Source organism: Streptomyces sp. NPDC104202 (assembly GCF_055584185.1).
On record NZ_JBVJMN010000027.1, the window covers coordinates 84,031 to 97,755 of the forward strand.

Annotated in this window: 13 protein-coding genes; 9 read left to right on the top strand and 4 right to left on the bottom strand. The window is 74.1% G+C overall.

Annotated features, from left to right (window positions below; all coding sequences use genetic code 11):
• Positions 1-19: 19 nt before the first annotated feature.
• Both ACZ60W_RS19220 and ACZ60W_RS19225 read right to left on the bottom strand, forming a co-directional pair.
• Positions 20-1,930 (bottom strand): AAA family ATPase, encoded by a 1,911-nt coding sequence (locus tag ACZ60W_RS19220; RefSeq protein ID WP_469756517.1) that lies wholly within the window; start codon positions 1,928-1,930, stop codon positions 20-22.
• A 330-nt stretch (positions 1,931-2,260) separates the two neighbouring features.
• Positions 2,261-2,890: a uridine kinase family protein gene (locus ACZ60W_RS19225; protein WP_469756501.1), complete on the bottom strand. Its 630-nt coding sequence runs from the start codon at positions 2,888-2,890 to the stop codon at positions 2,261-2,263.
• Positions 2,891-3,073: 183 nt separating this feature from the next.
• Between ACZ60W_RS19225 and ACZ60W_RS19230 the strand changes: the two genes are divergently transcribed.
• The 3 genes from ACZ60W_RS19230 (at position 3,074) to ACZ60W_RS19240 (ending at position 5,982) form a co-directional block, all read left to right on the top strand.
• Positions 3,074-4,453 (top strand): peptidase C39 family protein, encoded by a 1,380-nt coding sequence (locus ACZ60W_RS19230; protein ID WP_469756502.1) that lies wholly within the window; start codon positions 3,074-3,076, stop codon positions 4,451-4,453.
• Between the two features lie 74 nt (positions 4,454-4,527).
• Positions 4,528-4,674, top strand: a complete 147-nt coding sequence (locus tag ACZ60W_RS19235; protein ID WP_469756503.1) for an SCO1431 family membrane protein — start codon at positions 4,528-4,530, stop codon at positions 4,672-4,674.
• A gap of 135 nt (positions 4,675-4,809) precedes the next feature.
• Positions 4,810-5,982: an acyl-CoA dehydrogenase family protein gene (locus ACZ60W_RS19240; protein ID WP_469756504.1), complete on the top strand. Its 1,173-nt coding sequence runs from the start codon at positions 4,810-4,812 to the stop codon at positions 5,980-5,982.
• On the opposite strand, the gene ACZ60W_RS19245 is transcribed toward ACZ60W_RS19240, so the two are convergent.
• Positions 5,945-6,295: a hypothetical protein gene (locus tag ACZ60W_RS19245; RefSeq protein ID WP_469756505.1), complete on the bottom strand. Its 351-nt coding sequence runs from the start codon at positions 6,293-6,295 to the stop codon at positions 5,945-5,947. The two genes, ACZ60W_RS19240 and ACZ60W_RS19245, sit on opposite strands and share 38 nt — an antisense overlap.
• 356 nt (positions 6,296-6,651) lie before the next feature.
• On the opposite strand from ACZ60W_RS19245, the gene ACZ60W_RS19250 reads away from it, so the two are divergent.
• Together ACZ60W_RS19250 and ACZ60W_RS19255 are read left to right on the top strand one after the other, a co-directional pair.
• Positions 6,652-7,788 carry an Rv3169 family protein gene (locus ACZ60W_RS19250; protein WP_469756506.1) on the top strand — a complete coding sequence of 379 codons (1,137 nt, stop codon included), beginning with the start codon at positions 6,652-6,654 and terminating at the stop codon, positions 7,786-7,788.
• 10 nt (positions 7,789-7,798) lie between these two features.
• On the top strand, positions 7,799-8,890 hold the full coding sequence (locus ACZ60W_RS19255; RefSeq protein WP_469756507.1) for a phosphotransferase family protein: 1,092 nt from the start codon (positions 7,799-7,801) through the stop codon (positions 8,888-8,890).
• A gap of 9 nt (positions 8,891-8,899) precedes the next feature.
• On the opposite strand, the gene ACZ60W_RS19260 is transcribed toward ACZ60W_RS19255, so the two are convergent.
• Positions 8,900-9,268 carry a hypothetical protein gene (locus ACZ60W_RS19260; RefSeq protein WP_469756508.1) on the bottom strand — a complete coding sequence of 123 codons (369 nt, stop codon included), beginning with the start codon at positions 9,266-9,268 and terminating at the stop codon, positions 8,900-8,902.
• Between the two features lie 222 nt (positions 9,269-9,490).
• Between ACZ60W_RS19260 and ACZ60W_RS19265 the strand changes: the two genes are divergently transcribed.
• From ACZ60W_RS19265 to fxsA, 4 genes are all read left to right on the top strand, one after another.
• Complete coding sequence (locus ACZ60W_RS19265; RefSeq protein ID WP_024760806.1) at positions 9,491-9,931, top strand: Lrp/AsnC family transcriptional regulator; 441 nt, start codon at positions 9,491-9,493, stop codon at positions 9,929-9,931.
• Positions 9,932-9,999: 68 nt separating this feature from the next.
• Positions 10,000-11,634 carry an amidohydrolase gene (locus ACZ60W_RS19270; RefSeq protein ID WP_469756509.1) on the top strand — a complete coding sequence of 545 codons (1,635 nt, stop codon included), beginning with the start codon at positions 10,000-10,002 and terminating at the stop codon, positions 11,632-11,634.
• 434 nt (positions 11,635-12,068) lie between these two features.
• A complete protein-coding gene (locus ACZ60W_RS19275) occupies positions 12,069-12,845 on the top strand; it encodes a polyprenol monophosphomannose synthase (protein WP_469756510.1) in 777 nt (258 codons plus the stop codon).
• An 85-nt stretch (positions 12,846-12,930) separates the two neighbouring features.
• Complete coding sequence (gene fxsA / locus ACZ60W_RS19280; protein WP_469756511.1) at positions 12,931-13,524, top strand: FxsA family membrane protein; 594 nt, start codon at positions 12,931-12,933, stop codon at positions 13,522-13,524.
• The last annotated feature ends 201 nt before the right edge of the window (positions 13,525-13,725 follow it).

The window sequence follows — 13,725 nt, forward strand, 5'->3', positions numbered from 1 at the left end:
GGGATGGTGACGACAGGCCCTAGTACCCCGGAGGTTCCTGCTGGGGGCCGCGGTCGGCGGGACCGCGGCCCGACAGGACCTCGCCGTACGCCTGCATGAGGTCGGGCAGCCGGAGGGTGGCGAGGTCCTCGCGGGAGAGCGTGCCGGAGTACCCGGAGAGCCGCAGGTCGCGGTAGGCGCAGGACTTCTCGTAGAGGGTCCGCAGGAAGCGGCCGTTGCCCAGCTCGTCGATCCAGCCCTGGTCGACCACGTGCCCGCTGATCGAGCGCAGCTCGTCCAGGGCCTCGTCGTCCCAGTGGTCGCCGTCGGCCGCCGCGAGCACCTCGCCGATGGCGGTCAGTTCCAGCGGCCGGTAGGAGGGGAAGTCGACGCGGGTGGTGAAGCGGGAGGAGAGTCCCGGGTTCGTGTTGAGCAGCCGGTCCATGCCCTCGGGGTAGCCGGCCAGGATCACCACCAGGTGGTCGCGGTTGTCCTCGGCCCGCTTCAGGAGCACCTGGAGGGCCTCGTCGCCGTAGGCGTCGCCCTTGCTGTAGCCCGTGTTGGAGAGCGCGTACGCCTCGTCCACGAAGAGCACCCCGCCGACGGCCGAGTCGATCAGCTCGTTGGCCTTGACCGCCGTCTGCCCGAGGAACTCGCCGACCAGATCGGCCCGCTGGGCCTCCACGAGGTGGTCGCCGCCGAGCAGCCCGAGGGCGTAGAAGACCCGGCCGAGGATGCGGGCGACGGTGGTCTTCCCGGTGCCGGAGGGGCCGGAGAAGACGAAGTGTCGCTTGGGCGGCTGCACGGGCAGCCCCTGTCCGGCCCGCAGCCGCGCCATCTCCAGCTGCGCCGAGAGTGCCCTGACCTGGCGCTTCACCGGGTCGAGGCCGACCATGCCCTCCAGCTCGGCGAGCGCCTCCGCGAGCAGCACCGGATCGGTGGGCCCGGCGGGGAAGCGCTGGCCGGGTACCGGCGCCTTGTGCCGTACGGTCTCCGGCGAGGTGACCGGCGCGGCCGGGGGCACCGGTTCGGGGGCCAGGAGCAGGCCGTCGCCGAGGCCGCCGGTGTCGGTTTCGGTGCCCGGCACGGTGTCGGAGGCGTCCTGGCCCGGCCCGACCCCGCCGGCCGTGCCCAGGGCGACCGCCGCGAGCCCGGCCGGGTCGTCGACCCCGTCGTACCCCTCGAGGCCGTCGTACTCGGCGATCGCCGCGAGGCGGGCCGCCGTGTCCATGAATGCCGGGTCGATGCGGTGCACCGCCCGGTAGAGGGGGAGGGCGGCGGCGCTGCGCCCGGTGCCCTCGTGGGCGCGGGCGAGCCAGTAGCGGAGCTCCTTGCGCTGCGGCTGCTCGCTGCGGCAGCGCATCAGCGAGGCGGAGAGCAGCGGTTCGGCCTGGCTGTACATCTCCAGGCGCACCCGGGCCATCCCGCCGAAGAGCCCCGCCTCGATGCCGAGCAGCGGGTCGTCGACGAGGGTCTCGGTGTGCCGGACGAGCTGGTCCCAGTCCTTGACCAGATAGGCGCGGCAGGCGTGCAGGAAGCGGACCTGGTGGTCGGTGTCGACCGGCGGCAGCCCCGCGAGGGCCCGGTCGAGCTCCGGTACGTGCCGGCCGTCGAGCCAGTGGGAGGCGTGCGCGAGGAGCAGGTCCCGCGGGCTCTCCAGCACGGGCTGCACCCACCAGCCCAGCCAGTACCAGGAGTTGAGGGTGCGCCGGTACCGGGACCGCTGTTCGCCGAAGCGTTCGCGGTTGCGGTACATGCGCAGCAGCGCGGTCGTGGTGTCCACCCGGAGCGCGTGCAGCCCGAGCCAGGCGTCCGCCATCCCGGGGTCGATCCGTACCGCCGTCCGGAACTCGTCCTCCGCCTGCGGATAGGCGCCCATCGTGTAGGCGTCGACTCCGCGCAGCCAGGCGAGCTCGGCCGGGGCCTGTGAGCCCTGCGTGCCGATGTCCATCGGGTCCCCCACAACCGTCATCGCATGGACGGGATTTGACCGCACCTGGGGGCATCGTACCTGCGCAGGGGGGGTGTGCTTAAGGAGAAGCGCATGATCCGGAAGCGGTGACCCTGGGTGAGCGTCAGGGGTCGCGAGGGGCCGCCGAGGGGCCTCGGAAGGGGCCCTCATGGGGCTCCTGGGGCAGAACGAAGCCCCCGATCACGGGGGAACAACCGGGGGCTTCGCGTCCGCGGCGGCTCCGAAAAGCCGCACATTCAGAACGTAAGACCTGTACGCCCCTGGGGTCAAGCGGAGTTGAGGCACTTGCGGAAGTGGACTTCCGGCCGCTCATTTAGCGGACAACAAGCCGTCACGGTGGGTGATGACATGGTCCGTGCCCGCTGTCACGGCAGGCCCGGGAAGCCAGTCGTACCCCTCTGGACACTCCCGTACCAGGGTGTCGGCGAAGGGCCGCGAAGGGTCCCCGGCGAAGTGGCGAGTCTCCGCCACTGTCCACCCGTCCCAGAAGGACGTCTGCTCCGGTCCGTCCCGGTGACGGCCGCGCGCCCATGACGCCTCCGCCTCCCGCTCCATCCACAGCAGCCACGCGAGGAACGGCCGCACCGCCCGGCGGCCCGCGCCCACGCCCTCGACGAGCACGACCGGGGCCGACGGCAGCTCCCGGGGCTCCCCGAACCGCCGCAGACGCCAGTCGTAGGGCCGGTAGCGGGCCGCCTCCCCGCGGGAGAGCGGCTCCAGGACCTGCTCCCGCAGCCGGCCCGTCCACGCGAACAGCTCCGCGTGCGTGGCGAGGTCGTCGAGACGCAGCACCGGGGCGCCGCCGAGCGCGGTGGAGAGGCGGCCCGCCAGCGTCGACTTCCCGGAGCCCGCGTGGCCGTCGACCGCGACCAGCCGGACCGGCCCGCAGGAGGGAGGCAGCCGGAGCAGCGCGTCTGCGGCGCGGTCGAGGTCGTCCATGGCCCCCAGCGTAGGGGAACGGGGGACCGCCGCAGGTCAGGGAGGTGCCGCCGCCAGTGGTCGAGACCAATATTGGTACGGCGACGCGACGCGAAGTGCTGGCGGACGCCCCTGCCGCCCGCGATAGTGGGGCCCGCGCAGCGTGCCCGTACACCCGCCGTTCTCGACTGGGGGTCACCGCCCATGACCAGCTCCACCCCGCGCAGAACCGTCCTCGCCGCGGCGCTCGCGGCCGCCGCGGGAACGGCCGCGGCGACCGCCGCCCCGGCCGCCGCGGCCGACACCGCCGCCCCGCCGGCCGACGGCACCGGCCGGGGACACGCCCCGGCCGGCGGGCTCGTCGACAACCGCTTCTGGTCCACCTTCACCGACTGGCGCTGCGGCGCCGCGGCCGGCACGAGGGCGGTCCCCGGACTCCGCCCCGGCCTCGTCCTCGCCACCCCCCTCGGCCGGATCGACCACACCGACCCGCACACCGGCCGCACCGCCGCCTGGGAGTACGCGACCTGGACCTCCCCGGTGCACACCCCGAGCGTGCCCGCGACCGAGGCCATCGCCTCCTGGAACGCCCACACCCCGCCCGGCACCTGGCTCCAGGTCGAACTCGCCGGCGCCTACTCCGACGGGACGGCGACCCCCTGGTACGTCCTGGGCCGCTGGGCGTCCGGCGACGGCGACATCCGCCGCACCTCGGTCGACGACCAGACCGACGGCAAGAGCACCGTGTGGACCGACACCTTCGCGATCGACGACACGGCGAGCGGTCTCCGGCTCCTCTCCTACCGGCTGCGCCTCACGCTCTACCGCGCCCCCGGCAGCGGCCTCACCCCCGTCGTGTGGCGGATCGGCGCCATGGCCTCCGACATCCCCGACCGCTTCACCGTCCCCGCCACCCCGCCGGGACCCGCCCGCGAGCTGCCCGTCCCGCGCTACTCCCAGAACACCCACGTCGGCCAGTACCCCGAGTACGACAACGGCGGCGAGGCATGGTGCAGCCCGACCTCCTCGCAGATGATCGTCGAGTACTGGGGCCGCCGGCCGTCCGGCGAGGACCTGGCCTGGGTCGACCCCGCCTTCGCCGACCCCCAGGTCTGCCACGCCGCCCGCTTCACCTACGACCACCAGTACCAGGGCTGCGGCAACTGGCCCTTCAACGCCGCCTACGCCGCCACCTACCCCGGCATGAACGCCGTCGTCACCCGCCTCCGCTCCCTCGCCGAACTCGAATCCCTCGTCCACGCCGGCATCCCCGCCATCACGTCCCAGTCCTTCCTCAAGGAGGAACTCACCGGCGCCGGCTACGGCACCTCCGGCCACCTCATGACCGTCATCGGCTTCACCCCCGACGGCGACGTCATCGCCAACGACCCCGCCTCCGCCGACAACGAAGCCGTCCGCCGGATCTACCTCCGCCGCGAGTGGGAGAACATCTGGCTCCGCACGAAGCGCCACAACGCGAGCGGGAAAGTGGTGTCCGGCACAGGAGGGGTCTGCTACCTCTACTGGCCCGAACGTCCCTCGGCCGCTCAGCGCAGGGCATTGGCGGCCCTGGGGATCGGCTGAGAGGGGGAGCGGCCCCGGGGGGCGTGACGGACGTCTCTACCCCCGGGCCGCCCCGGTGGCGCATGGTGGTCGCCATGACCTCCACCACGCATGCACGCCTCCTCGCCCGCGCCGGAACCGGCGGTCCCCGTGAGGACGGCCCGAAGATCCTGGAGCACGTCCTCGGCTGGACGCTGGTCGTGCTGCTCGCGGTGCTGGTGACCCGGGCGGGCCTCATGTGAGGCGGCCGGGGTGACCGGCAACCGTGTGGTCCGCCGCCGGTGGCGTGATGACGCCGAGCGAAACGGGCATACTCCCCGCGATGGCGGCACCCCGCGCGCGTACCGCCCGCGCCCGGCAGGGAGGAGCGCCCGGCCATGTCCGACAGCACACCGGACGGCGTGGAACGCAGGCTGCCCACCGACGAGGCCCGGGAGCTGCTCGCCCTCGTCCGTGACATCGCCCGCCGCGAGATCGCCCCGTACGCCGCGGAGGAGGAGGCAGCCGGCCACTTCCCCCGCGAGCTGTTCGTCCTGCTCTCCCGGTCGGGACTGCTGGGCCTGCCCTACGACCCCGCCCACGGCGGCGGCGGTCAGCCCTACGAGGTGTACCTCCAGGTCCTGGAGGAGCTGGCGGCCGCCCGGCTCACCGTCGGCCTGGGCGTCAGCGTCCACTCGCTCTCCTGTCACGCGCTCGCCGGCCACGGCACCGAGGAACAGCGGGCCGCGCACCTTCCCGCGATGCTGGGCGGCGGCCTCCTCGGCGCGTACTGCCTCTCCGAGCCCTCCGCCGGATCGGACGCGGCGGCGCTGCGCACCCGGGCCGTCCGCGACGGCGACGACTGGGTGATCGACGGCACCAAGGCGTGGATCACGCACGGCGGGATCGCGGACTTCTGCACGGTGCTGGCCCGCACCGGAGGGCCCAGGGCGCGCGGCATCACGGCCTTCCTCGTGCCGGGGGACGCGCCGGGGCTGGCGGCGGCCCCGCCCGAGCGGAAGATGGGCATGAAGGGCTCGCCCACCGCGCAGCTCCACTTCGACGGGGTGCGGGTCCCCGATTCCCGGCGCCTCGGCAGGGAGGGCCAGGGGTTCGCGATCGCGCTCGACGCCCTGGACGCGGGCCGGCTCGGCATCGCCGCCTGCGCGGTGGGGCTCGGGCAGGCCGCCCTGGACGAGGCCGTCGCGTACGCGCGGGAGCGCCGCCAGTTCGGCCGGCCGATCGCCGACTTCCAGGGGCTGCGCTTCCTGCTCGCCGACATGGCGACCCGCGTCGAGGCGGGTCGGGCGCTGTACCTGGAGGCCGCCCGCCGCCGGGACGAGGGGCGTCCCTTCGCCCGGCAGGCGGCCATGGCGAAGCTCTTCTGCACGGACGCCGCGATGCGGGTCACCACGGACGCGGTGCAGGTGCTCGGTGGCTACGGCTACACGGCGGACTTCCCCGCGGAGCGCTATCTGCGCGAGGCGAAGATGCTGCAGATCGTCGAGGGGACCAATCAGATCCAGCGGGTGGTCATCGCCCGCCACCTGGTCGGACCAGAGTCCCGCTGACGCGCACGGTGCGGTCCGCCCACACGGGGCCGGCCGCGAGCCGGGCCCACTCCTGGTCGCGGTGGCCCGGCAGGGTGCGGCCGTGGCTGGCCCAGAGCGCGAGCACGTCCTGGTAGATGGGCGGGTGCGCCGGAGCCGGCGGCCGGACCTGCACCGGGACGGGGACCTGCACCGGCACGGGGACGGGTGGCGCGGGCACCTGGGCCGGGGCCGACACGAGGGTGGGGGCCGGTACGCGGACGGGGGCCGACACACGGGAGGGCGGCGCGGCGGGCGAGGGCGCCGGCGCGGCGGCGGGCGGTGCGGCGGCCACGGGGGCGAGCGTCAGCGCGGGGGCCGCGGCCCGGGCCGGCGGCGCGGCCGGGACCCGGGCGGGCGCGGGGACTGGGGGCTGGGGCGCGGCCGGGGCCGGCACCGGGCCCGCCGGCGTACGAGGAACCGATTCTTCAGCGCGCGGTTCGGTCTGCCGGTGCCGACCGTAACCGCTGGGCGTCGTGTGCAGCGTGGTCATGCCCGAACCAACGCGCCCCGGCGGCCGGGGGTCACCCCCGCGCGGATTCGAGCGGGAGTTCGCCCGGTACCCGGTGCACGACTCTGGCCCACCGTCCCGGAACTGACGTACCGTCAGATATTCTCGCACCAGCGCGTCCGCCGACCAGGAGGTCAGCCATGTCCGAGCGCCGGCACGCCGACGACCGGCCCGTCGCCCTCGACGAGTACCCCGTGCACCAGGCACCGCTGTCGATGAAGCACCACGTCAGCGGCGACCGCAACGCCTACGACCGGTGCATCTTCCACGTCTTCGACCACCAGGGCCGCGCCCTGCTCATCGCCGGCCTCGGCGTCTACCCGAACACCGGCGTCATCGACGCGTACGCCACCCTGCGCACCGGCGACCGGCTGCACGCCGTCCGCGCCTCCGACGCCCTCGGCGACGACCGCACGAACCTCTCCGTCGGCCCGCTGACCATCACCGTCGACGAACCCCTCGCGCGCCTCTCCCTGCACTGCGCGGCCGACCCCGACGACCCCGAGGGGCTCTCCTTCGACCTCACCTGGACCGGCGACTTCCCCGCCGTGTGGGAGCCCCACCACACCCAGCGCCACGGCGGCCGGCTCACCCTCGAAGGCCGCCGCTTCGTGCAGGCGGGACACTGCGCGGGCACGATCAGGGCCGGCGGCGAGGAGTTCGCCGTCACCGAGGGGGAGTGGACCGGCACCCGCGACCGGAGCTGGGGTATCCGCCCCCTGCCCGGCGAGGAGCCGGGACGCGCCGCCGAGTTCCGCCCCGAGGGCTTCCACTGGCTCTGGATGCCGATGCGCTTCCGGGACCGCTTCCTCATGGTCATCGCCCAGGAGGACGCCGACGGCTACCGCACCCTCAACGAGGCCCTGATGGTCCGGAACGGCCGACGCGACACCCAGCTCGGCTGGCCCCGCACCGACATCACCTACCGGCCGGGCACCCGCCATCCGGAACGGGCCGCCGTCCACCTCACCGACCCGGCCGGAAAGCCCCTGGAGATCGGCGTGGAGATCCTCGCCTCCTCCCCGCTGGCCGTCGGCGCCGGCTACCCGCCCGCCGACGACTGGCAGCACGGCAGCTGGCAGGGCCGCGGCTGGACCGACCGCCGGATCTACGACCTCTCCGATCCCGCCGCCCACCCGCCGGCCGCCTACGGGGTCACCGACCACGCCGCCCGCTTCACCCTCGACGGCCACACCGGCTACGGCATCTTCGAGCACGGCTCCTTCGGCCGCCACGACCCCAGCGGCTTCGCCGACCACACGTCGACAGCCCGCTGAGGAGACGGCCTTGACCGCGACGCCCCGCCCCCGCACCACCACCCGCGACCCCGAGGAACTCGGCCGCCGGCTCACCGCGTGGCTCGACCGGCACCTGCCCGGCGCCCGGATCTCGGGGCTCGGCGTGCCCGGCTCCAACGGCATGTCGAGCGAGACGCTGCTCTTCGACCTCGACCACCCGGACGCTCCGGTGCGCGGCTGCGCCCTGAGACTGGCCGCCGACCCCGCCGCGTACACCGTGTTCCCCGTCTACGACATGGCGCGTCAGCACCGGGTCATGCGGCTGGTCGGCGAGCGCACCGACGTCCCCGTGCCCCGCGTGCTCTGGCTGGAAGAGGACCCCGGACCGCTCGGCGCCCCCTTCTTCGTGATGGCCCGCGCCGAGGGCCGGGTGCCGCCGGACGTCATGCCCTACACGTACGAGGGGAACTGGCTGCACGCCGCCACCGACGCCGAACGCGCCCACCTGGAGGCGGAGTCGGTCGCCGTGCTGGCGCGGCTGCACGACCAGTTCCCCGCGAAGGAGGCCGCGTTCCTGCTGCCCGACGGGACCGGAAGCCCGCTGCGGCGGCACGTGGACGCCCAACGCGCCTACTACGCCTGGGTGGTGGACGGCATCGCGCCGTCACCGCTCATCGAGTCGGCCTTCGCGTGGCTGGAGGAGCACTGGCCGGCCGACGAGGGCGAGGCCGTGCTCGGCTGGGGCGACGCCCGCATCGGGAACATCGTCTACGACGGGTTCACGCCCGCGGCCGTCCTGGACTGGGAGATGGCGGCCTGCGTCCCCCGCGAGGTCGACCTCGGCTGGACGGTCTACCTGCACCGTTTCTTCCAGGACCTCACGGTGGGCTTCGGACAGCCCGGCCTGCCCGGCTTCCTGCGGCGCGACGCCGTCGAACGGCGCTACGCCGAACTGACCGGGCACACCCCGCGGGACATGGAGTTCCACACCCTCTACGCGGCGCTGCGGCACGCCATCGTGATGCTCAGGATCGCGTACCGCCAGGCCCACTTCGGGGAGGTCGAGGTCGACGGGGACCCGGACCGCCTGATCCTGCACCACGCCACGCTCGCGGCGATGGTGCGGGGAAGCTACTGGTAGGGGACGGCCTCAGGCCGCGCGCCGCATCTGCGGCACCCGGATCGGACGCGAGCCCGGACCGCCGACGTGCGAGAAGGGCTGCGTCCGCCAGTCGAGACCCTGGGGGAGCGTCAGGAGCAGGGCGGTGTCCTGTTCCTGCACCTCCAGGCTGTCGTCGGCGGGGCTCGCCGCGGACGCCGGGAGACCCGTGCCGGTGCACACCGTCAGGACGAAGGGGTTCCACGGCGTCGGGCAGAGCGCGTGCTCCGGCAGCGCGTCCTCGTCCGCGAGCAGCGCGATGGGCTGCACGCACTCCGGGCAGAGGACCCGGAACATCTCAAAGGTGTCGTACGCGTCGAGCTCGTCGGACGTGTCGACCGAATCAACAGGCTCCTGCATGGAGATCTCCCCCTCGGGTGGCGGCCGGATCTGTGCGGCCTCGACCACAGCAAGCACTTCCCATGCGGAACTCCGCATAACCGTGAGGCGCCGACCGAGGCAGCCCGCAAACCTGTGGCGTTCGTCACATGCCCGTCGCAGGTGCCCCGTGACCGCCCATAGCGCCGCATACGGGTCGCCCCCGGCTGTGCCCCGCCCCGGCCGGGGCCATAGGGTCACCGCATGGAGGAGCTGGATCGTCAGATCGTCGAGTTGCTCGTCAAGGACGGGCGCATGAGCTACACCGACCTGGGCAAGGCCACCGGCCTGTCCACGTCGGCGGTGCATCAGCGCGTCCGCCGCCTGGAGCAGCGGGGTGTCATCCGCGGCTATGCCGCCGTCGTCGACCCGGAGGCCGTGGGGCTGCCCCTCACCGCCTTCATCTCGGTCAAACCCTTCGACCCCAGCGCCCCCGACGACACCCCCGACCGGCTCGCCGACATCCCCGAGATCGAGGCGTGCCACAGCGTCGCGGGCGAGGAGAACTACATCCTCAAGGTCCGGGTCGCCACCCCCCTGGAGCTGGAGCACCTGCTCAGCCGCATCCGCTCCCAGGCCGGCGTCTCCAGCCGGACCACCGTCGTCCTGTCGACCCCGTACGAGGCCAGGCCGCCGCGCATCTGAGGCGCGCCCGACCGCCCGGAGGGGACCTGCCGGACAAACCGGGTCCGGGCAGGTCCTAGCCTGGTCGCATGAGTGACACCGCGTCTGCCGTCGAACACCGCACCGTGCTGCTGCGCGGTGGAGAAGTCCACAGCCCCGCCGACCCCTTCGCCACCGCCATGGTGGTGGAGCGCGGGCACGTCGCCTGGGTGGGCTCGGAGGGGGCGGCCGACGCCTTCGCCACCGGCGTGGACGAGGTGGTCGACCTGGAGGGCGCGCTCGTCACCCCGGCCTTCGTCGACGCGCACGTGCACACCACGGCCACCGGCTTCGCCCTGACCGGCCTCGACCTGTCCGGCGCCGCCTCGCTCGCCGACGCCGCGGAGCTGATCCGGGCCCACGCCGCCGCCCGCCCGGACGACCGCATCCTCATCGGCCACGGCTGGGACGCCTCGCGCTGGCCCGAGCGCCGCCCGCTCACCCGCGACGAGCTCGACGGGCTCACCGGCGGCCGCCCGCTCTACCTGACCCGCATCGACGTCCACTCGGCCGTCGTCACCACCGCCCTCCTGGACCTCGTCCCCGGCGTCCGCGGCCTGGACGGCTTCCACGACGGGCAGCGGCCGCTCACCGGTGACGCGCACCACGCCGTGCGCGCCGCCGCCTTCGGCGCCGTCTCCCCGCTCCAGCGCGCCGAGGCGCAGCGCGCCGCCCGGAGCCGCGCCGCCTCCCTCGGCATCGGCACCCTCCACGAGTGCGGCGGCCCGCAGATCTCCTCCGAGGACGACTTCACCGGCCTCCTCGACCTGGCGCGCGACGAGGCCGGCCCCCGGGTCGTCGGCTACTGGGCCGACCTCGACGTCGAGCGGGCCCGTGCCCTCGGCGCCCTGGGCGCGGCCGGCGACCTGTTCGCCGACGGTTCCCTCGGTTCGCACACGGCCTGCCTCCACGAGCCGTACGCCGACCACGCGGACGCCGCGCACACGGGCGCCGCGCACCTGGACGCGGGCACCGTCGCCCTGCACGTCGTGGCCTGCACCGAGGCGGGGCTCCAGGCCGGTTTCCACGCCATCGGCGACGCCGCCGTGACCGCCGTCGTGGAGGGCGTCCGGGCCGCCGCCGAGAAGCTCGGCCTGGCGCGGATCCGGGCGGCCCGGCACCGCGTCGAGCACGTGGAGATGCTCACACCGGAGACCATCGCGGCCTTCGCCGAGCTGGGCCTGACGGCCTCCGTCCAGCCGGCCTTCGACGCGCTGTGGGGCGGCGACGAGGGCATGTACGCCGACCGCCTCGGAGTGGAGCGGGCCCGCACCCTGAACCCGTACGCGGCCCTGCTGCGGGCCGGTGTGCCGCTGGCCTTCGGGTCCGACAGCCCGGTCACCCCGCTCGACCCCTGGGGGACGGTCAGGGCGGCCGCCTTCCACCGCACCGCCGGGCACCGGATCTCCGTCCGGGCCGCCTTCACCGCCCACACGCGGGGCGGCTGGCGCGCGGTCGGCCGGGACGACGCGGGCACGCTCGTCCCCGGCGCCCCCGCCGACTACGCGGTGTGGCGCACCGGGGAACTCCTCGTCCAGGCGCCCGACGACCGGGTCGCCCGCTGGTCCACCGACCCCAGGTCCGGTACGCCCGGACTGCCCGACCTGTCCCCCGGCGCCGAGCTGCCGGTCTGCCTGCGGACGGTGGTGCACGGGCAGACGGTCTTCGTACGGCCGAACGAGTGATGTAGGGACATTTCAGACCCCTGAGGGCCGCTCCGCACGCTTGTCCCCGACCTGCGGATCTTCCCCTCCGGCCTGCGCTTTTGCGGAGTACGGGCAGGTCAAGCGGGTGTTGACAGTCGCCGGTCACCGGCGGGTAGGTTCTCCGCGTCCACCACAGGACGTCCGACCGGTCCGAAACGCCCCGCAGTCGCCGAGCGCCTCCCGCGCCTCGGCCGCGAGGGAAGGTTTCTCCGGCGGAAGGTGCGACCCGGGTGGGGCCCGGACGTTCAGTAGACAACGGCTCTCGGTCGACCCGCAGCCAGCGGGTCCCAGGTCGGACCGAAGGACGTCGGGCCCCGCACCGCACGTCGGCCGCCCCTCACGACCCGCCGCGGCGGAGCACTCCCGGGACCTCGCTATGGTGGGGTCCTGCGTTTGTATCCGAAGGGGCAGTAGTGAACGACGGTGGCCAGAGGCGTTACGGCCCGCTCGGCAAGGCCTTGGTGATCATTCCGACCTACAACGAGGCGGAGAACATCAAGCCGATCGTCGCGCGGGTGCGGGAAGCCGTACCCGAGGCGCACGTTCTCGTCGCCGACGACAACAGCCCTGACGGCACGGGCAAGTTCGCGGACGAGATCGCGTCCGAGGACGACCACGTGCACGTGCTGCACCGCAAGGGCAAGGAGGGGCTCGGCGCCGCCTACCTGGCCGGCTTCCGGTGGGGCATCGAGCAGGGCTACGGCGTCCTCGTCGAGATGGACGCCGACGGCTCCCACCAGCCCGAGGAGCTGCCGCGGCTGCTCACCGCCCTCAAGGGCGCGGACCTCGTCCTCGGCTCCCGCTGGGTGCCGGGCGGCCGGATCGTGAACTGGCCGAAGTCCCGCGAGTTCATCTCGCGCGGCGGCAGCCTCTACTCGCGCCTCATGCTCGACGTGCCGATCCGTGACGTCACCGGCGGCTACCGGGCCTTCCGCAAGGAGACCCTGGAGGGCCTGGGCCTGGAGGACGTGGCCTCGGCCGGCTACTGCTTCCAGGTCGACCTGGCACGGCGTGCGGTCGCCGCGGGCTTCCACGTCGTCGAGGTCCCGATCACCTTCGTGGAGCGCGAGATCGGCGACTCCAAGATGAGCCGGAACATCGTCGTCGAGGCGCTCTGGCGGGTCACCGGCTGGGGCGTGACCGCCCGCGCCGAGAAGGTCGGCAAGCTCCTCGGCCGCAAGTCCTCCTGACCCCTCCCCGGCCCCCGGCCCCGTCGCGCGCGTACTGATCCTTCCTTTACGACGTTCCGGCGGGGCTCCAGGCACACTGGGGTCCATGACGACCGGCGCACCGCCTCCCCTCGCCCCGAAGCGCTCACGCGCGCGCACCTTCCTTCCGCTCGGCCTCGCCGTCTGGCTGGTCCTGGAGATCTGGCTCCTCACGGTGGTGGCGAACGCGGCGGGCGGGCTGACCGTCCTCCTCCTGCTCGTCGGCGGCGCCGTCCTCGGCGCGGCCGTCATGAAGCGAGCGGGCCGACGGGCCTTCCGCAACCTCGGCTCGACCTTCCAGCAGGCCCAGGCGGCCGCGCAGACCGGCACGATGCCGTCGGCGCCCGAGCGGGCCACCGCGGAGGACCGCAACGGCTTCCTCATGCTGGGCGGCCTCCTCCTGATGATCCCCGGACCGCTCTCCGACGCGGCCGGCCTGCTCCTGCTGATCCCGCAGGTCCGCTCCCTCCTCGGCCGGCGCGTCGAGAAGGCCGTCGAGCGCCGGATGAGCGCCGCACCTCCCGGCAGTCTCCAGGACGCCTTCCAGCAGGCCCGTATCCACCGGCCCGACGGGAAGGTCGTCCAGGGTGAGGTCATCCGCGAGGACGCCCCCCAGGGCCCCCGACGGGCCGACGACGCCCGTCCGCCCCTGACGCCCTGAACCTCGTGCGCCCCCGGGACCCGCTCCCGGGGGCGCACGTCCGCCGTCTCCGGAAGCCCGCCGGGGGCAGCGGGCACGCGGAACGGGGGGGGGGGGGGGGGGGGGGGGGGGGGTGGGGGGGCGGGGGGGGGGGGGTGGGGTTTTTTTTTTCTTTTGTTTGGGGGGAAAGAAGCGGTCTCTCCCCTCCCACGCTCCTCCCCC

Coding starts and splice junctions, on each gene's coding strand:
- ACZ60W_RS19220 (WP_469756517.1), bottom strand. CDS start 1,930: ATGGACATCGGCACGCAGGGCTCACAGGCCCCGGCCGAGCTCGCCTGG.
- ACZ60W_RS19225 (WP_469756501.1), bottom strand. CDS start 2,890: ATGGACGACCTCGACCGCGCCGCAGACGCGCTGCTCCGGCTGCCTCCC.
- ACZ60W_RS19230 (WP_469756502.1), top strand. CDS start 3,074: ATGACCAGCTCCACCCCGCGCAGAACCGTCCTCGCCGCGGCGCTCGCG.
- ACZ60W_RS19235 (WP_469756503.1), top strand. CDS start 4,528: ATGACCTCCACCACGCATGCACGCCTCCTCGCCCGCGCCGGAACCGGC.
- ACZ60W_RS19240 (WP_469756504.1), top strand. CDS start 4,810: ATGTCCGACAGCACACCGGACGGCGTGGAACGCAGGCTGCCCACCGAC.
- ACZ60W_RS19250 (WP_469756506.1), top strand. CDS start 6,652: ATGTCCGAGCGCCGGCACGCCGACGACCGGCCCGTCGCCCTCGACGAG.
- ACZ60W_RS19260 (WP_469756508.1), bottom strand. CDS start 9,268: ATGCAGGAGCCTGTTGATTCGGTCGACACGTCCGACGAGCTCGACGCG.
- ACZ60W_RS19265 (WP_024760806.1), top strand. CDS start 9,491: ATGGAGGAGCTGGATCGTCAGATCGTCGAGTTGCTCGTCAAGGACGGG.
- ACZ60W_RS19270 (WP_469756509.1), top strand. CDS start 10,000: ATGAGTGACACCGCGTCTGCCGTCGAACACCGCACCGTGCTGCTGCGC.
- fxsA (WP_469756511.1), top strand. CDS start 12,931: ATGACGACCGGCGCACCGCCTCCCCTCGCCCCGAAGCGCTCACGCGCG.